The sequence below is a fragment of the Micromonospora sp. NPDC023814 genome (assembly GCF_040639595.1).
Taxonomy (GTDB): Bacteria; Actinomycetota; Actinomycetes; order Mycobacteriales; family Micromonosporaceae; genus Micromonospora.
This window is the reverse complement of the sequence record NZ_JBFAAF010000078.1, coordinates 1-21,411: the sequence shown is the minus strand read 5'-3', so window position 1 is coordinate 21,411 and position 21,411 is coordinate 1. Positions and strand designations below refer to the sequence as shown.

The following is a 21,411-nucleotide window of genomic DNA, read 5'->3' as shown; positions in this document are numbered from 1 at the left end:
TGTCGTTGCGGCTGGGGGTCACGACGTCTCCAGCTCGCGGTCGATCAGGTCGAAGATGTTCTCGGCGGTGGCCGACTCCAGGTCGTCGTCGCCGTCCGCGTCCGCCTGCCGCTCGGTCAGCCGGTCCAGCAGACCGTGCAGCCGGTCGGTGATCCGGCGGAACTCGTCGTCGGCCGGGTCGAGCCCGACGAGCGCCGCCTCCAGCCGGTCCAGCTCCCGGCCCGCCGCCGACCGGTCCCCCGCCGAGGCCACCGGGGCGAACTGCCCGGCCAGGTGGTCGGCGAGCGCGGTCGGCGTCGGGTTGTCGAAGACCAGCGTCGCCGGCAGCCGCAGCCCGGTCGCCGCGCCGAGCCGGTTGCGCAGCTCGACGGCGGTGAGCGAGTCGAAGCCGAGTTCCCGGAACGCGCGGGTCGGCTCGATGCCGGCCGGGTCGCCGTGCCCGAGGACGACCGCCACGTGCGACAGCACCAGCTCGCGCAGGGCGCGAGCCCGCTTGTCGTCGGGCAGCGCGCGCAGCGTCTCGGCGTACGCCTGCCCGTCGGTGGCCTCGCCGGCGGCGGCCCGGCGGCCCCCGGGGCGGACCATGTTGGCCAGCAGTGGGTGGACCGGCGCCCCCGGCGCGGCCACCCCGGTGATGATCTTGGCGGGCATCAGCACCGCCCGTTCGGCGCGCCAGACCGCGTCGAACAGGGCGAGGGCCTCGTCGTTGGCCAGGGCAGCCATGCCGCCCCGGTCGAGCCGGCGGATGTCGGCCGAGTCAAGGTGCCCGGTCATGCCGCTGGCCTGGGCCCAGCGCCCCCAGGCGAGGGCGACGGCCGGCAGGCCGAGGGCCCGCCGGTGCTCGGCGAGGGCGTCGAGGAACGCGTTGCCGGCGGCGTAGTTTCCCTGGCCCGGGCCGCCGAAGACGCCGGCGGCGGCCGAGAAGAGCACGAACGCGGTCAACTCGTGGCCGAGGGTGGCCTGGTGCAGGTTCCAGGCCGCGTCGACCTTGGGCCGCAGCACCGCGTCGAGCCGGTCCGGAGTGAGCGACTCGACGGTGCCGTCGTCGAGGACGCCGGCCGCGTGCACGACCGCCCGCAGCGGTTGCCGCGGATCCACCATGGACAGCACGTCCGCGACGGCGTCCGGGTCGGCCAGGTCGGCGGCGACGATCGACACGTCCGCGCCGAGCGCCTTGAGGTCGGCGAGCAACTCGTCGGCGCCCTCGGCGTCCGGGCCGCGCCGGCTGACCAGGAGCAACTGCCGGGCGTCGTGCGCGGTGACCAGGTGCCGGCAGAGCAGCGCGCCGAGGGTGCCGGTCGCGCCGGAGACCAGGACCGTGCCGTCGAGCCGGGGCGCCTGCGGGATGCTCAGGGCGAGCTTGCCGACGTGCCGGGCCTGGCTGAGGAAGCGGAACGCCTCGGGGGCGCGCCGGACGTCCCAGGTGCGCCGGGGCAGCGGCCGCAGCGCGCCGGTGGCGAAGAGCGCCATCAGCTCGGCCAGCATCGCGCCGATCCGGTCCTCGCCGGCCTCGATGAGGTCGAAGACCTGGTAGCTGGCGCCGGGGTGGTCGGCGGCGACCCGCTCCGGGTCCCGCTTGTCGGTCTTGCCCATCTCGACGAACCGGCCGTCCGGGGCGAGCAGCCCCAGCGACGCGTCGACGAACTCGCCGCTGAGCGCGTTGAGCACCACGTCGACGCCCCGCCCGTCGGTGCGGTCGCGGAACTCGTCGGCGAAGGCGAGGCTGCGGGAGGAGGCGAGGTGCGCGTCGTCGAAGCCGGTGGCGCGCAGCGCCGGCCACTTGCCGGGGCTGGCCGTGCCGTAGACCTCCGCGCCGAGGTGGCGGGCGATCTGCACGGCGGCCATGCCGACCCCGCCGGCCGCCGCGTGGACGAGCACGGACTCCCCGGCGCGCAGCCGGGCCAGCTCCACCAGGCCGTACCAGGCGGTCAGGAAGACCACCGGCACGGCGGCGGCGTCGGCGTACGACCAGCCGTCGGGGATGCGGGTGAGCAGCCGGCGGTCGGTGACCGCGGCCGAGGAGAACGAGCCGGAGAAGATGCCCATCACCCGGTCGCCGGGCGCGAGGTCGGTGACCCCCGGCCCCACGCCGAGCACCACGCCGGCGCCCTCGTTGCCCAGCACCTGCTGGTCGGGGACCATGCCGAGGGCGAGCACCACGTCCCGGAAGTTCAGCCCGGAGGCGCGCATCCCGACCAGGACGTGCCCCACCGGCAGGTCCCCGGTCGCCTTGGGGACGGGCAGCAGGGCGAGGTTCTCCAGCGTCCCCTGCTCGGTGACGTCCAGCCGCCACGACACCTCGTCGGCGGGCAGCGGCAGCACCCCGGCGTCGCGCGCCCGGGCCAGCCGGGGCACCAGCAGGGCGCCGTCGCGGACCGCGAGCTGCGGCTCGCCGGAGGCGACGGCCGCCGGGACCGCCGCGAGGGAGGCGGCGGAGTCGTCGGTGTCGACCAGCGTGAACCGGCCGGGGTGCTCGGACTGCGCCGAGCGGACGAGCCCCCACAGGCTCGCCCGGGCCAGGTCGCGGGGGGCCTCGCCGGGGGCGGCGCCGACCGCGCACCGGGTGTGCAGGACCAGCCGGGCCCGCTCCAGCCGCGGCTCGCCGAGCCAACCCTGAACGAGCGCGAGCGCGTCCCGGGCCGCCTCGTGCGCGGCCGCACCGGTCCGGTCCGGGTCCGGGTCCGTGCCGGACCGCAGGTCCAGCACCACATCGGGTACGTCCCCGTACCGCTCGATCGCGGCGACCAGCGTCGCCAGGTCGGCGTGGCCGCGCACCGGGTGCCCGGCGGCGGCCAGCGACTCGGCAAGGCCGAGGTCATCGTCGCCGAGCAGCGCCCAGCGGGTGTCTCCCGCCACCGCGTCGGGGGCCGGCAGCGGCATCCAGTCCAGGTGGAACACCGAGGTGCGGCGCAGCGCGGCAGCCTCGTCGGCCCGGCCCGCGGCGACCGGCCGGAAGGTCAGCGACTCGACGGTGGCGACCGGTTGGCCGGCGGTGTCGGCGAGGGCGACCGCGACCGTGTCCGCGCCGAGGGGCCGCAGCCGCACCCGCAGGCGGGTGGCGCCGTGGGCGTGCAGGGCGACCGAGCGGAACGCGAACGGCATCCAGCCCGCGCCGGAGGTGTCCGCCGCGTCGCCGAGCAGCGCGGTGACCCCGCTGGCCTGGAGGGCCGCGTCGAACAGGGCGGGGTGCAGCCCGAACCGGGACGCGTCGGCGGTCGCCTCGTCGGGGAGGGCCACCTCGGCGTAGACCTCGTCGTCGCCGCGCCACACGCGGCGCAGGCCCCGGAAGGCGGGGCCGTAGCCGAGGCCGCCGTCGGCCATCCGGGCGTACCAGGCGTCGAGGTCGGTGTCGACCTCGACGGCGTCGGCCGGCGGCCACTCCCCGGGCACGGCCGTCGGGGCGGGCAGGTGCGGCAACAGCATGCCCTCGGCGTGCCGGGTCCAATCGGCGTCGCCGCCGTCCTCGGGGCGGGAGTGCACGGTCACGGCGCGCTCGCCGGTGTCGCTCGGCGGGCCCACCCGCACCTGCACCTGCACCGCGCCGCTCGCGGGGAGCACCATCGGGTTGATCAGCGTCAGGTCGCCCACCTGGCCGGCGTCGACCTCGTCGCCGGCCCGGACCACCATGTCGACGACGCCGGTGCCCGGGACGATCACCACCCCGCCGACGGCGTGGTCGGCGAGCCACGGGTGGGTACGCACCGACAGCCGCCCGGTCAGCACCACCGTCCGGTCGTCGGCCACCGGCACGGCCGCGCTGAGCAGCGGGTGCCCGGCGTCCTGGAGGCCGGCGGAGCCGACGTCCCGCACCCGGTGCGCGGGCGCCTCCAGCCAGTAGCGCCCCCGGTCGAAGGCGTACGTGGGCAGGTCGACGGTGTCGGTCTCGGCGAGGACGGCGGTCAGGTCGACGGGCAGGCCGATCGCGTGCGCCGTGGCCAGGTTCGTCAGCAACCGCGTCGCGTCGTCGTCACCCCGGCGCAGGCTGCCCAGGATGTGACCGGTGACGCCGGCATCGTCCAGGATCGCCGTGACCGGCATGGTCAGCACCGGATGCGGAGAGATCTCCACGAACGTCGTGTGACCCGCCGCGACGGCGACCCGCACGGCCGGGTCGAACTGCACCGTCTGCCGCAGGTTGTCATACCAGTAGTCAGCCGTCATCGACGCCGGATCCACCCAATCACCCGTCAACGTCGACACCAGGCGGGTGTGACCCTGCTGCGGGGCGACGTCGGCCAAGTCGGCGCGCAACTGCTCCGCGACGTCCTGCACCGCCACCGAGTGGGAGGCGTAGTCCACCGGAATCAGGCGGGCCCGCACACCGTCGGCCTGACACGCCTCGACCAGATCGGCCACAGGCTGCGGCGGACCCGACACCACGACGGTGGAGGGGCCGTTGACGGCGGCCACCCCCACACCCGGGAAACCCGCGAGACGGGCGGCGACCGCATCGGCGGACAGATCCACCGACGCCATCGTCCCCGTCCCCCGCAGCACCGTCAGCGCCCGCGACCGCAGCGCCACCGCCTTCGCCGCATCCTCAAGGCTCAGAATGCCGGCCACGCACGCGGCACCGATCTCACCCTGCGAGTGACCGATCACCACCGCCGGAGTCACCCCGACGTGCCGCCACACCGCGGCCAGGGCAACGCCGACGGCCCACAGGACCGGCTGCACGACCTCGACCCGCTCAAGCCACGACTCGTCCTCGCCCGTCAGCACCGACACCAGGTCCACGTCGAGGTACGGGGCGAGAGCCCGCTGACACTCCGCCAGCCTCGCGTCGAACACCGGCGTACGACCCACCAGACCCGCCGCCATCCGCGCCGACTGCGCGCCCTGACCCGGGAACACGAACACCGGACCCGCGCCCGTGCCGGTGACCGTGTCGGTGACGAGGTTCCCGGCCGGCGAACCGGCCGCCAGCGCGTCCAGCCCCGACAGCAACTCCTCGACGCTCGCGCCGACCACCGCCGCCCGCTGATCGAACAGCGACCGCGTCGTGGCCAGGGACCAGCCCACCGCCGCCGGAGCCACGTCACCGCACTCGCGCACGTACTCCGCCAGCCGCGCCGCCTGACCCGCCAGAGCCCCCTTCGACCGCGCCGACACCGACCACACCAGGACATCGGAGGCGACCAGCGCCGGGCCCCGGTCCGGACCGGGCTCGGGCTCCGCGCTCTCGGCGGACAGCTCCTCGGCCAGCTCGATGATCACGTGCGCGTTGGTGCCGGACATGCCGAACGACGACACCGCCGCCCGCCTCGGCCGCTCCACCGCGGGCCACGGCCGCGCCTCGACCGCCAGCTCCACGGCGCCGGCGGTCCAGTCGATGTGCGGGGACGGCTCGTCCACGTGCAGCGTCGCCGGGACCACGCCCTCCCGCATGGCCTGCACCATCTTGATCACGCCCGCCACACCCGATGCGGCCTGCGTGTGCCCGATGTTCGACTTGATCGAGCCGAGCAGCAGCGGCTCGTGCCCTTCCCGGCCCTGCCCGTAGGTGGCGAGCAGCGCCTGCGCCTCGATCGGGTCGCCGAGCGTGGTGCCGGTGCCGTGCGCCTCGACCACGTCGACGTCGGCCGTGGACAGCCGCGCCGAGGCGAGGGCCTGCCGGATCACCCGCTGCTGCGACGGACCGTTCGGCGCCGTCAAACCGTTCGACGCACCGTCCTGGTTGACCGCGCTCCCCCGCACGACCGCCAGGACCCGGTGACCGTTACGCCGCGCGTCGGACAGCCGCTCCACCAGCAGCACACCGACGCCCTCACCCCAACCCGTACCGTCCGCACCCCCAGCGAACGCCTTGCACCGGCCGTCGGGGGCCAGGCCCCGCTGCCGGGAGAACTCGAGGAAGGTGCCAGGGGTGGCCATGACCGTGACACCGCCGGCGAGGGCAAGGTCGCACTCGCCACGCCGCAGCGACTGCACCGCCAGGTGCAGCGCCACCAACGACGACGAACACGCCGTGTCCACCGACACCGCCGGCCCCTCCAACCCCAACGCGTACGCCACCCGACCCGACACCACACTCGCGGCGTTCCCGGTCGCCGCGAACCCCTCCACCTCGTCCGCGGCCACCGCCAACAGGGCCCCATAGTCCTGACCATTCGTGCCCACGAACACCCCTGTTCGCGAACCCCGCAACACCCCCGGGTCAACCCCTGCCCGCTCCACCGCCTCCCACGACGCCTCCAGCAGCAACCGCTGCTGCGGATCCATCGCGACAGCCTCACGCGGCGAGATCCCGAAGAACCCGGCGTCGAACTCCGCGGCCCCGGACAGGAATCCGCCCTTGTCCGTGTAGGAGGTGCCGGGGTTGGCCGGGTCGGGGTCGTAGAGCCGGTCGAGGTCCCAGCCCCGGTCGGCGGGGAAGTCGCCGATGGCGTCGACGCCGTCGGCGACGAGCCGCCACAGCTGCTCGGGGTCGTCGGCGCCGCCCGGGTAGCGGCAGGCCATGGCGACGATGGCCACCGGCTCGTCGTCGTCCACCGTGGTCGGCACGGCGACGGCGGTCGGGGCGGCGTCGGCGTCGAAGAGGCCGGCGAGCAGGAAGCGGGCCAGCACGACCGGGGTGGGGTGGTCGAAGACCAGGGTGGTGGGCAGCGCCTGCCCGGTGGCGGCGACGAGCCGGTTGCGCAGCTCCACCGCGGTCAGCGAGTCGAAGCCGAGGTCGCGGAACGCGGTGGTCGCCGGGACGGCGGCGGCCCCGCCGTCGTGGCCGAGCACGTCGGCGGCGAGGTCGCGGACCAGGTCGGCGACGGTCTCCTCCCGCCGGGCCGGGGTCAGCCCGACGAGCCGCCGGCGCAGGGTCGCCGCCGGGCCCTCGTCGCCGTCGTCGACCGGGGCGCCGCCGTCGAGGGCGGCCCGCGCCTCCGGTACGCCCTCCAGCAGCGGCCGGCGTCGGGCGGAGGCGTACGCCGGGGCGAACCGGGACCAGTCGACGTCGGCCACGGTCACGGTGACGTCGTCGTGGTCCAGGGCCTGCGGCAACGCGCCCAGGGCCACGGTCGGGTCCATCGCGGGCAGGCCCCGGCGGCGCAGGTTCTGCTCCGCGTCGGCCGCATGCATGCCGCCGTCGGACCACGGTCCCCAGGCGATGGCGGTGCCGGCCCGGCCGTCCGCCCGCCGCTGCTGCACGAGCGCGTCCAGGTACGCGTTGCCGGCCGCGTACCCGGCCTGGCCGCCGCTGCCCCAGGTGGCGGCGATGGACGAGTAGACGACGAAGGCGTCCAGCTCCCGGTCGGCGAGGAGGTCGGCGAGGTGGGCGGCCCCGGCGGTCTTGCCGAGGGTCACCTCGGCCAACTCGGCGGGGGTGACCTCGGCCAGCGGGGTGCTCTGCGCGAGGCCGGCGGTGTGCACGACGGTGCGCACGGGCGGGCCGTCAGCCTCGATCCGGTCGAGCAGGTCGGCGACGGCGGCCCGGTCGGCGATGTCGCACGCGGCGACAGTGACCCGGGCGCCGAGACCGGTCAGCTCGGCTTCCAGCTCGGCGGCGCCGGGGGCGTCCGGTCCGCGCCGGCTGACCAGCACGACGTGCTCGGCTCCGGCGCCGGCGAGCCAGCGGGCGGCGCGGGCGCCGAGCCCGCCGGTCCCGCCAGTGATCAGCGCCGCGCCGGTGGGCGTGAACCGGCGCGCCGGGGGGCGGTCACCGACGGCGGCGCGGACCAGGCGGCGGACGAAGACGCCGGGGCCGCGTACCGCGAGCTGGTCCTCGCCGGTCGATCCGGTGAGGATCGCGGAGAGCCGGCCGCCGGTGCGGTGGTCGGGGCGGGGCGGCAGGTCGACGAGGCCGCCCCAGCGGTGCGGGGCCTCGACGCCCACCACCCGGCCGAGGCCCCAGATCGCGGCCTGCGCGGGGTCGGTGACCCGGTCGTAGGAGGCGGCGGCGACGGCGCCCCGGGTGACCAGCCACAGGGGGGCGTCGACCCCGGCGTCGCCGAGCGCCTGCACGAGCGCGAGGGTGGCGGCCAGGCCGGGCAGGACCGAGACGTCGCCGGCCGGCGGCTCCCCGGCGAGCAGGGAGACGATCCCGGCGAGGTCGGCACCGGCAAGGGACGCGGCGAGGCCGGCCCGTTCGGCGCCCGCGTCGACCGCCAGCGGCAGCACGTCGGCGCCGGCGCCGGTCAGCGCGGCCCGGACGGTCTCGGCGGCGGGGTCGTCGGCGGCGCCGGCGGGCAGCGCCAGCAGCCACGTGCCGGTCAGCCGGGCGGGGGCGGGCTCGGGGGTCACCTGCCAGTCGGCCCGGTAGCGCCAGCCGTCGAGCACGGAGTGTTCGTGCCGCTGCCGCCGCCAGTCGGCGAGGACGGGCAGCAGGGTACGCAGCGACTCGGCGGCAGCCTCGTCGGTGACGGCGAGGGTGTCCCGCAGCGCGTCGAGGTCGGCCCGTTCGACGGCCGCCCAGAACCGCTGGTCGAGCACGCCGGTCCCGGCGGCGGTGGCCGCGTCGGCGGGCGCCTCGGCCGGCACCCAGTAGTGCTGCCGCTCGAACGGGTAGGTGGGCAGGCCGACGAGCCGGCCGGGCCGGTCGGCGAAGAGGTCCGCCCAGCGCACCGGCGTGCCGGCGACGTGGAGCTGGGCGAGGGCGGCGAGCAGGGCGCGGCGGTCCGGGCGGTCCCGGCGCAGCACCGGCACGACCACGGCGGGGACGGCGTCGGTGGCCTCGACCTCGGCGAGGGTCTCCTGGGTGGTGGCGGTGAGGGCGGCGTCGGGGCCGACCTCGACGAAGGTGCCGACGCCGTGGGCGCGCAGGGTGCGTACGCCGTCGGCGAAGCGGACCGCCTCCCGGACGTGCCGCACCCAGTAGCCGGGGTCGGTGAGCTGCGCCGGATCGGCCAGCTCGCCGGTCAGGTTGGACACGACCGGCAGGGTGGGGGCGCGCAGGTCGAGCCCGGCGGCGACGGCGGCGAACTCGGCAAGCATCGGCTCCATCAGCGGGCTGTGGAAGGCGTGGCTGACCCGCAGCCGGCGCACCTTCACCCCCCGGCCGGTCCAGAGTGCGGCCAGCTCGTCGATGGTCGCGCCGTCGCCGGACAGGACGACGGCGGTGGGCCCGTTGACGGCGGCGACGGCGACCCGGTCGGTCAGCTCGGCGATCGACTCGGCGACCCGGGTCTCGTCGGCGGCGACGGCGAGCATCGCCCCGCCGGCGGGCAGGGCCTGCATGAGGCGGCCGCGGGCGGCGACGAGGGCGCAGGCGTCGTCGAGGGTCAGCACCCCGGCCACGTGGGCGGCGGTCAGCTCGCCGACGGAGTGCCCGGCGACCATGTCGGGGGCCAGCCCCCAGGAGCCGAGCAGCCGGTGCAGCGCCACCTCGACGGCGAAGAGCGCGGCCTGGGTGAAGACGGTCTGGTCGAGCAGCGCCGCCTCGTCGGTGCCGGGCTCGGCGAACAGCAGCGGCTTCAGCGGCCGGGGCAGCCGGTGGTCGAGGTGGGCGCAGACCTCGTCGAGCGCCGCCGCGAAGACCGGGTACGCCTCGTACAGGTCCCGGCCCGCGCCGGCGCGCTGGGCGCCCTGGCCGGAGAAGAGGAACGCGACCCCGCCGCGTTCGGCGGCGGCGCCGGTGACCAGGCCGGGTGCGGGCCGGTCGTCGGCGAGGGCGTGCAGGGCGGTGAGCAGGCCGTCCCGGTCGTCGGCGAGGACGACCGCCCGGTGCTCCAGGGGCGAGCGGGACACGGCCGAGGTCCAGGCGACGTCCGCCGGTCGCAGGTCGGCGTCGTCGGCGACGTACCGGAACCAGCGCTCGGCCTGGCCACGCAGCGCGGCGCGGGTGCGGCCGGTGAGCAGCACGGGTGCGGGCGCGGGGAGGTCCGGCCGGTCGGCCTCGGCGGCGGCGGGCTCGGGCTGTTCGAGGATGAGGTGGGTGTTGGTGCCGCTCATCCCGAACGAGGACACGGCGGCGCGGCGCGGCCGGTCCACCGCCGGCCACGGGGTGGCCTCGGTGACCAGGGTGACCGCGCCGGCGGCCCAGTCGACGTGCGGGGTGGGTTCGTCGACGTGCAGGGTGGCCGGCACGATCCCGTGCCGCATCGCCTGCACCATCTTGATCACCCCGGCGATGCCGGCGGCGGCCTGGGTGTGGCCGATGTTCGACTTGATCGAGCCGAGCAGCAGCGGCGCGGCGTCGCCGCGCTCCTGGCCGTAGGTGGCGAGCAGCGCCTGGGCCTCGATCGGGTCGCCGAGGGCGGTGCCGGTGCCGTGCGCCTCCACCACGTCAACCAGGTCGGGGGTGAGCTTCGCGCCGGCCAGGGCCTGCCGGATCACCCGCTGCTGGGACGGGCCGTTGGGGGCGGTGAGGCCGTTCGACGCGCCGTCCTGGTTGACGGCGGAGCTGCGGATGATCCCGAGCACGGGGTGGCCGTTGCGGCGGGCGTCGCTGAGCCGTTCGAGCAGCAGCATGCCGACGCCCTCGGACCAGCCGGTGCCGTCGGCGGACGCGGCGAACGACTTGCACCGGCCATCGGCGGCGAGGCCGCGCTGCCGGGAGAACTCCACGAACGGGCCGGGGGTGGCCAGCACGGTCGCGCCGCCGGCCAGGGCGAGGCCGCACTCCCGCTGGCGCAGCGCCTGGCAGGCGAGGTGGATGGCGACCGACGCCGACGAGCAGGCGGTGTCCACCGTGACCGTGGGGCCCTCCAGCCCGAACGTGTACGCCAGCCGGCCGGAGACGACGCTGGCGGCGGTGCCGGTCAGCACGTACCCCTCGACGCCGGGCGCCCGGTGCAGCACGGCGGCGTAGTCCTGGCCGGAGGTGCCGACGAAGACGCCGGAGCGGCTGCCGCGCAGCGACAGCGGGGCGATGCCGGCCCGCTCGAACAGCTCCCAGGTGACCTCCAGCAGCAACCGCTGCTGCGGGTCCATGGCGACGGCCTCGCGCGGCGAGATGCCGAACAGCGCGGCGTCGAACTGCCCCGCGTCGGGCAGGAACCCGCCGGCGGTGGTGTACGAGGTGCCGGGGTTGTCGGGATCGGCGTGGTAGAGCCGCTCCAGGTCCCAGCCCCGGTCGGTGGGGAAGTCGCCGATGGCGTCCCCGCCGGACGAGACGAACTGCCAGAGGTCCTCGGGCGAGTTGATGCCGCCCGGGTAGCGGCAGCCCATCGCCACGATCGCCACCGGTTCGGACTCCTCGGCGGTGACCTCGCGGAGCCGTTGGCGGGTCTGGTGCAGCTCGGCGACGACCCGCGTCAGGTATTCGCGCAGCCGCTCTTCGTCCGCCATGACATCTCGCTTTCTCGTGACACCACAGGTCCTGCGGGCTCAGGAGAGCCCGAGGTCCTGGTCGATGAGGTCGAACAGCTCCTGGTTGCTGGCCACCCGCAGCCGGTCCGCCACCTCGGCGGTCTCCTCTCGGCGTTCCTCGGCGGCGCCGAGTCGTTCGAGCAGGCTGTGCAACCGCATCGTGATCCGCACCCGGCCGATGTCGTCCGGGTCGCGCAGCGCGAGGGCGCTCTCCAACTGGTCCAGCTCCGCCAGGGTCGGCAACGCCTCCACCGACGCCTCGCTGAGCAGCTCGGCCCGGAGGTGCTCGGCGAGCGCCTGCGGGGTCGGGTAGTCGAAGACCACCGAGCTGGGCAGGCTCAGGCCGGTCGACCGGGCGAGCCGGCCGCGCAGTTCCACCGCGGTCAGCGAGTCGAACCCGAGGTCCCGGAAGGGCCGGCCGGCCTCCACGGCGTACGGGCTGTCGTGCCCGATGACCTCGCCGGCCGCGGTGCGGATCAGGTCCACCAGCACCCGGGCCTGTTCGGCCGGCGTGAGCTCGCCGAGCCGCTTGCGCAGGTCGGCGGCGACCAGGTCGCCGTCCTCGGCGTCCGCCCGCTCCGCGGCGGCCTGGGCGGCCACCTCGGCGATCTCGCTGATCAGCGGCCGGGGCCGGGCGGAGGCGAACACCGGGGCGAAGCGGTCCCAGTCGACGTCGGCGACGGTGAGGGCGGTGTCGTCGCCGGTGAGGCCGGCGCGCAGGGCGGCCATCGCGGGTTCCCGGTCGAGCAGGGACACCCCGCGCCGGCTCATCGCCGCCGCGTGCGCGTCGGTCACCATGCCGCCGCCGGCCCACGGTCCCCAGTTGACCGAGAGGACCCGGGTCCGACCCGCCGGCCGCGACTGCGCCCAGGCGTCCAGGAAGGCGTTGCCGGCGGCGTACGCCCCGTGGTCGCCGACGCCCCAGACGGCGGCGATGGAGGAGAAGTGGACGACCAGCTCGAGCGGCTCGGGGTCGAGGAACTCGGCCAGGTGCCGGGCGCCGGCGATCTTGCCGGACACCACGTCGGCGAGTTCCGCCTCGGTCACCGCGGCGACCGGGTTGAGCCGCCCCACGCCGGCGGCGTGCACCACGGCGTGCACGGTCTCGCCGTCGGCGCGCAGCCCTTCGACGAGGTCGGCGACCGCGTCCCGGTCGGCCAGGTCGCAGGCCAGCACCCGGGCCTGGGCGCCGAGGGCGGCCAGTTCCGCCACCGCCTCGTCGGCGCCGGGGGCCGCCGCGCCGCGCCGGCTGACCAGCAGCAGCCGCCGCGCGCCGTGCCGGGCGAACCAGGCGGCGGCGTACCGGCCGACGGCGCCGGTGCCGCCGGTGACCAGGACGGTGCCCGGCGGCTGCCAGTCGCCCGGGGCCTCGGCCCGGGGCGCGCGGGCCAGCCGCCGCAGGTACGTCCCGGAGTCCCGCACCGCGAGCTGGTCCTCGTGTCCGGCGGCGGTCAGCGCCGCCAGGACGCGCTCGGCGGCGGCGGTGTCCACGGTGGCGGGCAGGTCCAGCAGGCCGCCCCAGTGCCGGGGGTGCTCCAGCGCGGTCACCAGGCCGAGGCCCCACGTGGTGGCCTGCGCGGGGTGCACGACCGGGTCGTCGGCCGCGGTGCTGACGGCCTGCCGGGTGAGCAGCCACAGCGGCACCGGCGGCAGGGTGTCCGTGACCGCCTGCACCAGGGCCAGGTTCGCGGTCAGGCCCACGGGCACGGCGGGCCGGTCGGGGTGCGCCCGCTCGTCGAGCGCGAGCAGCGACACGATCCGGGTCGGCGGGACGCCGGCCAACTGCTCGGCGAGCGCCGCCCGGTCGGTGGTCGCCGGGTCGACGGTGAGCAGCCGCACGGTGCCGCCGCGCGCGGCGACCAGCTCGGCGAGCCGGTCGACGACCGGCTGGTCCGTCCCGGTGTGGACGACGGTCCACCCGCCGTCGACGACGCCCGCCGCGAGGGCCTCGGGGCGCCAGGTGATCCGGTACCGCCAGCCGCCGGCGAGGGTGTCCTCCTGCTGCTGGCGTCGCCACTGCGCCAGCTCCGGCAGCAGGTCCCGCAGCGGCCGGTCGGGGTCGACGCCGAGCCGGCCGGCGAGCGCGTCGCCGTCGCCGGCCGTCACGGCCTGCCAGAACGCCGCGTCGACGTCGTCCTGCGGGGCGGCGGGGGGGTCGGCCGCCGCCGCGTCGAGGGTCGGCCAGAAGCGCTGGTGGGCGAACGCGTACGTGGGCAGGTCCACCGGGCCGGCGCCGGGCAGCAGCCGCGACCAGCGGACGGCCACGCCCTGGCAGTGCAGCCGGGCGACCGCGCCGAGCAGGGTGGCCACCTCGTCCTGGCCGGGCCGCTGCACGCCGGTCACGGTGACCGGGGCGTCGGCCGGCAGCGCGTCGGCGGTCAGGGCGGTCAGCACCGTGTCCGGCCCGATCTCCAGGAACCGGGTCACCCCGTTGGCGTGCAGGTGGGTGACGGTGTCGGCGAAGCGGACCGCCTCGCGGACGTGCCGGACCCAGTAGTCGGGGGTGCACAGCGTGTCGGCGTCGACGACCGTGCCGGTCAGGTTCGACACCAGTGGCACCGCCGGCGGGGCGTACGACAGGGTCGCCGCCACGGCCGCGAAGTCGGCGAGCATCGGCTCCATCAGCGGGCTGTGGAAGGCGTGGCTGACCCGCAGCCGCTTGGTCCGCACGCCGAGGCCGGCGAAGTGGTCCGCCAGCCCGGTCAGCGCGTCCTCCGCCCCGGCGACGACGACGGCCGCCGGCCCGTTCACCGCGGCGACGTCGACCCGTCCCTCCGTGCCGGTCAGCGCCCGCCGCACGTCGACCTCGGGCGCGGCGACGGCGAGCATCCCGCCGCCGGCGGGCAGGGCCTGCATCAGCCGGCCCCGGTTGCCGACGAGCGTGCACGCGTCGGGCAGGGAGAGCACCCCGGCCACGTGGGCGGCGACGATCTCCCCCACCGAGTGGCCGGCCACGAGGTCGGGCCGGATCCCCCAGTCTGCGAGCAGCCGGAACAGCGCCACCTCGACCGCGAAGAGTCCCGCCTGGGTGAAGACCGTCTGGTCGAGCAGGTCGGCCTCGGCAGAGCCGGGCTCGGCGAACAGCACCTCGCGCAGCGGTCGCGGCAGGTGCGCGTCGAGGTGCTGGCACGCCTCGTCGAGGGCCTCGGCGAAGACTCCGAACGCCTCGTACAGCTGGCGCCCCATCCCGGCGTGCTGGGCGCCCTGGCCGGAGAAGAGCACCGCAAGCGCGCCGCCGGGCTCGGCGACGCCCCGGGTGAGGCCCGAGTGTTCCTGCCCGGCGGCGAGGGCCCGCAGCCCGGCGAGGGCGGCGTCCGCGTCGGCGGCGAGCAGCACCGCGCGGTGCCGCAGCGGGGACCGGCCGGTGGCCAGGCCCCGGGCGACATCGGCGGCGGGGGTGGCGCTCCACGGCAGCCAGTCGGCCAGCCGGGCCGCCTGGGCCGGCAGGTTGTCCGCGGCGTCGGCCGAGACGACCCAGGGCAGCACCGGCAGCCGGGCGGGTGACCCGTCGGCCGGGCGGGACGCCCCGGTGTCGGCCGGCGGCGCGGTCGGCGCCTGTTCGAGGATGACGTGCACGTTGGTGCCGCTGACCCCGAACGACGACACGCCGGCCCGGCGCGGCCGGTCCACCTGCGGCCAGGGCCGCGGGTCGGTCAGCAGCGCGACCGCGCCCGCCGACCAGTCGACGTGCGGCGACGGCTCGTCCACGTGCAGGGTGGGCGGCAGCAGGTCGTGCTGGAGCGCCATCACCATCTTGATCACGCCGGACACGCCCGCGGCGGCCTGGGTGTGGCCGATGTTCGACTTGACGGAGCCGAGCAGCAGCGGCCGGTCGGCGGGCCGGTCCTGCCCGTACGTGGCGAGCAGCGCCTGCGCCTCGATGGGGTCGCCGAGGCGGGTGCCGGTGCCGTGCCCGTCGACCGCGTCCACGTCGGCCGTGGACAGCCGCGCGTTGGCCAGCGCCTGGCGGATCACCCGTTCCTGGGCGGGCCCGTTGGGCGCGGTCAGTCCGTTGCTGGCGCCGTCCTGGTTCATCGCCGAGCCGCGCACGACGGCGAGGATCCGCCGGCCCTCGCGCTGGGCGTCGGAGAGCCGCTGCAACAGCACCAGGCCGACGCCCTCGCCCCAGCCGGTGCCGTCGGCGGCCCCGGCGAACGACTTGCACCGGCCGTCGAGGGCGAGCCCCCGCTGCCGGGCGAACTCCAGGAACGGCCCGGGGGTGGCCATCACCGTCACCCCGCCGGCGACCGCGAGGTCGCACTCGCCCTGCCGCAGCGACTGGCACGCCAGGTGCAGCGCCACCAGCGAGGACGAGCAGGCGGTGTCGACGCTGACGGCGGGCCCCTGCAACCCGAAGTGGTACGCCAGCCGCCCGCTGATGACGGCGGCGACGTTGCCGGTGGCCTGGAAGCCCTCGGTCTCGGCGCGCGCCGCCAGCAGCAGCGTCGCGTAGTCCTGGCCGTTGGTGCCGACGAACACCCCGGTGTTGGTCTCCCGCATGTCGGCGGGCGCGGTGCCGGTCCGCTCGAACAGCTCCCAGGCGCTCTCCAGCAGCAGCCGCTGCTGGGGGTCCATCACCAGCGCCTCGCGCGGGGAGATGCCGAACAGGGCGGCGTCGAAGCCGGCGGCGTCGGCGAGGAAGCCGCCCTCCCGGACGTACGAGGTGCCAGGCCGGTCGGGATCCGGGTGGTAGATGGCGTCCAGGTCCCAGCCCCGGTCGGTCGGGAACTCCGCGATCCCGTCGCGCCCCTCGCTGACGAGTCGCCACAGGTCCTCCGGGCCGGCGACGCCGCCCGGGTACCGGCAGCTCATCGAGACGACGGCGATCGGCTCGTCCAGCGCGGCGGCGGCCCGCACGGCCGGGGTCGCCGCGGCCTCGTCGCCGGTGATCCGGGTGACCAGGTGGTCGGCGAGGGCCGTGGGCGTCGGCCGGTCGAACACCAGCGTCGCGGGCAGGGTCAGGCCCACCGCCTCGGCGAGCCGGTTGCGCATCTCGACGGCGCTCAGCGAGTCGAAGCCGATCTCCCGGAACGACCGGTCCGCCGCCAGTGCCTGCGGCGAGGGCAGTCGCAGCACCGCCGCCGCGTGGACGCGCACCAGGTCCAGCAGGAGCCGGCGCCGCTCCGAGGCGGCGAGGCCGGCGAGCCGGCCGCGCAGCGGGGACGCCTCCCGCGTCTCGTCGTCGTCCCCGGAGCGGGCGGCGGCGAGGACGCGGGCCACCTCGGGGATGTCGCCGATCAGGGGCCGGGGTCGGGCCAGCGCGAAGGTCTGGAGGAACCGGTCCCAGGCGATGTCGGCGACGGTGAGGACGGACTCGTCCCGTTCCAGCGCCCCGGCCAGCACCGAGACCGCCAGGTCCGGGTGCATCGGCCGGACGCCGGAGCGGAACATCTGGTCGGCGGCGCCCTCGGTCTCCACCATGCCGCCGCCGTCCCAGGCGCCCCACGCCAGTGCGGTGCCGGGCAGCCCGCGCCGGCGCCGGTCCTCGGCGAGCGCGTCGAGGAAGGCGTTGCCGGCGGCATACGCGCCCTGGTGGCCACCGCCCCAGACGCCGGCGCCGGAGGAGAAGAGCACGAACGCGGTCAGGTCCGGGCCGAGGACCTCGTCGAGGTTGACCGCCCCGGCGACCTTGGCGTGCAGGGCGGCAGCCAACTCGGCGAGGTCGGTGTCGGCCAGCGCGCCGGCGTGCGGCACACCGGCGGCGTGGAACACCGCGTCGATCCGGATGTCGCGCTCGGCCAGCCGGTCCACGAGGGCGCGCAGCGACTCCCGGTCGGCCACGTCGCAGGCCGCCACGGTGACCGTGGCGCCGTGGCCGGTCAGCTCGGCCTCCAGTTCGGCGGCGCCGGGCGCGGCGGGTCCCTGCCGGCTGGTCAGCACGAGGTGCGCGGCGCCCGCACGGGCCAGCCAGCGGGCCACGTGGGCGCCGAGCGAGCCCAGGCCGCCGGTCACCAGGACGGTGCCGGAGGGACGCCAGCCGTCGCCGGCCGGGCGGTCGTCGGCGGCGGCCCGGACCAGCCGCCGGGCGAACAGCCCGGAGGAGCGGACGGCGATCTGGTCCTCGTGCCCGATGCCGGCGAGCGCGGCGGCCAGCCGGGCGCGGGCCCGCTGGTCCGGGTCGGCGGGCAGGTCGACCAGGCCGCCCCAGCGGTCCGGGTGTTCGAGGGCGGCGACCCGCCCGAGCCCCCAGACCAGGGCCTGGTCGGGCCGGTCCACGGGGTCGGCCCGGCCGGTGCTGACGGCGCCGCTGCTGACGCACCAGAGCGGGGCGGTCATCCCGGCGTCGCCGAGCGCCTGCACCAGGGCGAGCGTGCCGGCGAGCCCGGCCGGCACCACGGGGTGCGCCGGATGCGGCGCGCCGTCGAGGGCGAGCAGCGAGCACACCCCGGCCACGGACTCCGGGTCGAAGGCGCGCAGCAGGTCGGCCAGCGCGGCCCGGTCGGGGTCGGCGACGGTAAGCAGGGTGGGCTCCGCGCCGGCCTCGGCGAGCGCCCGGACGACCGCGCCGGCCAGCGGGGTGTCGGCGTACGCGGCGGGCACCGGCACCAGCCAGGTGCCGGTCAGCGTGGCGGTCGCCGGCGTGGTGACCGGCCTCCAGGCGACCCGGTAGCGCCAGGAGTCCACGGTGGACTCGTCGCGGCGGCGCCGCCGCCAGGCGGCGAGCACCGGCAGCGCGTCGTCCAGGCGGCGGGCCTCGGTGACGTCGAGCCGCATCGCCTCGGCGAGCGCCCCGGCGTCGGCCCGCTCGACGGCGTCCCAGAACCGCCGGTCGGCCGGCTCCTCGGTGCTCGCCGCGGGGCCGGGCAGCGCCGGTGCCTCCGGCCAGTACCGCTGACGGTGGAAGGCGTACGTGGGCAGCGGCACGGCCGGGCCGGTGCGCGCCCCGTGGACGGCGGTCCAGTCCACCTCGACGCCGTACGCGTGCAGCGTGGCCAGGGCGGTGAGCACCCGCGGCCAGCCCCCGGCGTTGCGGCGCAGGGTGTTGACCACGACCGCCTCGTGTTCGGCGGCGTCGATGGTCTCCTGGATCCCGAAGCTGACCACCGGGTGCGGGCCGACCTCGAGGAAGACCTGGTGGCCCTCGTCGAGCAGGCCGCGCACGACGCGTTCCACGTCCACCGTCTCGCGCAGGTTGCGGTACCAGTAGCCGGCGTCGAGTTCGGTGGTGTCGAGGGGGCGGCCGGTCAGGGCGGACCAGAACGGCGTCTCGGCGGGGCGGCCGGAGATCCCGGCGAGGCTGTCGGTCAGCCGGGCGGCGACGGCCTCGACGTGCGGCGAGTGGGAGGCGTAGTCGACGTCGATGCGCTGGGCGCGCACGCCGTCGGCCTGACAGGCGGCGAGCAGCTCGGCCAGGGCGTCCTGGTCACCGGCGACCACCACGGAGCCGGGACCGTTGACGACGGCGACCGACAGCCGGCCGGCCCACGGGGTGAGCAGGTCGCGGACCCGGTCGGCGGACAGCGCGACGGAGGCCATCCCGCCCCGTCCGGCGATGTCGGCCAGCACCTGGCTGCGCAGTGCGACGACCTTCGCGCCGTCGGCCAGGGACAGCGCCCCGGCCACGCAGGCCGCCGCGATCTCGCCCTGGGAGTGGCCGAGCACGCCCGCCGGCCGTACGCCGAGCGAGCCCCACAGCCGGGCGAGCGAGACCATGACCGCCCACAGCGCGGGCTGCACCACGCCCGAGGCGACCAGGGGCGGCGCGTCCGGGGCGGCGCGCAGCACGTCGGTGAGCGACCAGTCCACCCAGGGCGCGAGCGCCTCCTCGCACTCGGCGATGGCGGCGGCGAAGACGGGAGACGTGTCGAGCAGGTCGACGGCCATCCCGGGCCACTGCGAGCCGTGCCCGGAGAAGACGAAGATCGGGGCGGCGTTGCGCAGGGCGGCGCCGGTGACCACGTCGGCGGCGGTGTCGCCGGCGGCGAAGGCGTCGAGGCCCCGGGCGAGTTCGTCGCGGTTGCGGCCGAGGACCACGGCCCGGTACGGGAACGACACGCGGCTGGCGGTCAGCGCGTGCGCCACGTCGGCCGGCTCCAGCTCGGGGTGCGCGGCCAGGTGGGACCGCAGCCGGCTCGCCTGGCCGCGCAGGGCGACGGGGTCCGCCGCGGAGAGCGCGAACGGCACGGCGACGGGTTCCGACGCGGGGAGCGCGAACGGCACGGCGACGGCGGTGCCGGGCGGGGTCGCGGCGGCGGGCTCCGGCGCGGCGGCCGGCTCGGGGGCCTGTTCGATGACGACGTGCGCGTTGGTGCCGGAGATGCCGAACGAGGAGACCGCCGCGCGGCGGGGGCGGTCCACGGCCGGCCACGGGGTGGGTTCGGTCGCGAGGGCCACCGCCCCGGCGGTCCAGTCGATGTGCGGGGACGGCTCGTCGACGTGCAGGGTCGCCGGCACGAGGCCGTGCCGCATCGCCAGGACCATCTTGATGATCCCGGCGACGCCGGCGGCGGCCTGGGTGTGGCCGAGGTTCGACTTGACGGAACCGAGCAGCAGCGGCCGGTCGGCGGGCCGGTCCTGCCCATAGGTGGCCAGCAGGGCCTGCGCCTCGATGGGGTCGCCGAGGGTGGTGCCGGTGCCGTGCGCCTCGACGGCGTCGACGTCGGCGGGCGTCAGCCGGGCGCTGGCGAGGGCCTGCCGGATGACGCGCTGCTGTGACGGGCCGTTGGGCGCGGTGAGGCCGTTGGACGCGCCATCGGAGTTGACGGCGCTGCCGCGGATGACGGCGAGGATGCGCCGGCCCTCGCGCCGGGCGTCGGAGAGCCGCTGCACGAGCAGCATGCCGACGCCCTCGCTCCAGCCGGTGCCGTCGGCAGCGGCGGCGAACGACTTGCACCGGCCGTCGGGCGACAGGCCGCGCTGCCGGGAGAACTCGATGAACGTGCCGGGGGTGGCCATCACGGTGACGCCGCCGGCCAGGGCGTACTCGCACTCCCCCGCCCGCAGCGCCTGCACCGCCAGGTGCAGCGCGACCAGCGAGGACGAGCAGGCCGTGTCGACGGTGACCGCCGGCCCTTCCAGGCCGAACGTGTACGCCACCCGCCCCGACAGGACGCTGCCGGAGGTGCCGGTGCCGATGTAGCCCTCCACCTCGCCCGGCTGGTCCATGAGCCGCGAGGCGTAGTCGTGGTACATGACTCCGGCGAAGACGCCGGTCCGGCTGCCCCGCAGCCGCCGCGTGTCCAGGCCGGCGGACTCGAACGCCTCCCACGACGTCTCCAGCAGCAGCCGCTGCTGCGGATCCATCGCCAGGGCCTCGCGCGGCGAGATGCCGAAGAACGCGGGGTCGAACTCGGCCGCGCCGTGCAGGAAGCCGCCGTGCCGGGTGTACGAGGTGCCGCTGCGGTCCGGGTCCGGGTCGAACAGCGACTCCAGGTCCCAGCCCCGGTCGGCGGGGAACTCCGATATGCCGTCGCCACCGGTGGCCAGCAGCTCCCACAGCTGGTCCGGGTCGTCGACGCCGCCCGGGTAGCGGCAGGCCATGCCGACGATCGCGATCGGCTCGTCGGTGCCGGTGCCGGTGCCGCCGGTCGCGTCCACGCCGGACCGGCGTACGCCCGCCAGCTCGGACCACACGTGGTCGGCGAGCACGGTCGGGGTCGGGTAGTCGAACACCAGCGTCGACGGCAGCCGCAGCCCGGTGGCCGCGTTCACCCGGTTGCGCAGGTCCACCGCGGTCAGCGAGTCGAAACCCAGCTCGCGGAACGCCCGGTCCGCCGGCACCGCCTCGGCGCCACCGTGCCCGAGCACCTGCGCGACCAGGCCCCGCACCAGCACGCCGACCTGGGCGCGGGCCTCGTCGGGCGCCAGGCCGGTGATGCGGGTCGCCCAGGTGGCGCCCTGTCCCGCCTGGCGGCGCGTCGTGGTCGTGCCGAGCAGGGCCCGCAGCATCGGCGGCACCAGGCCGGCGCCGGCCGCGGCGCGGAGGGCGGCCAGGTCGATCACGGCCGGCACGAGGACCGGCCGGTCGGCGCCCAGGGCGGCGTCGAGCAGTCGCAGCCCGGTTTCGGCGCTCATCGCGGTGACGCCGCCCCGGGTCGACCGTGCCCGGTCCGCCTCGTCCAGGGACGCGGCCATGCCCGCGGTGTCCCACATACCCCACGCCAGACTCACCGCCGGCAACCCGAGCTGCCGCCGCCACACCGCCAACCCGTCCAGGAACGCATTACCCGCCGC

General features: G+C 76.8%; 2 protein-coding genes. Both read right to left on the bottom strand.

Features of this window, described 5'->3' with window-relative positions; all coding sequences use genetic code 11:
• Window positions 1-18: 18 nt before the first annotated feature.
• Complete coding sequence (locus AB0G14_RS29495) at window positions 19-11,217, bottom strand: type I polyketide synthase (protein WP_357702950.1); 11,199 nt, start codon at window positions 11,215-11,217, stop codon at window positions 19-21.
• 39 nt (window positions 11,218-11,256) lie between these two features.
• Window positions 11,257-21,411 (bottom strand): type I polyketide synthase (locus AB0G14_RS29490; RefSeq protein WP_357702948.1); only part of this gene is annotated, 10,155 nt, incomplete at its 5' end.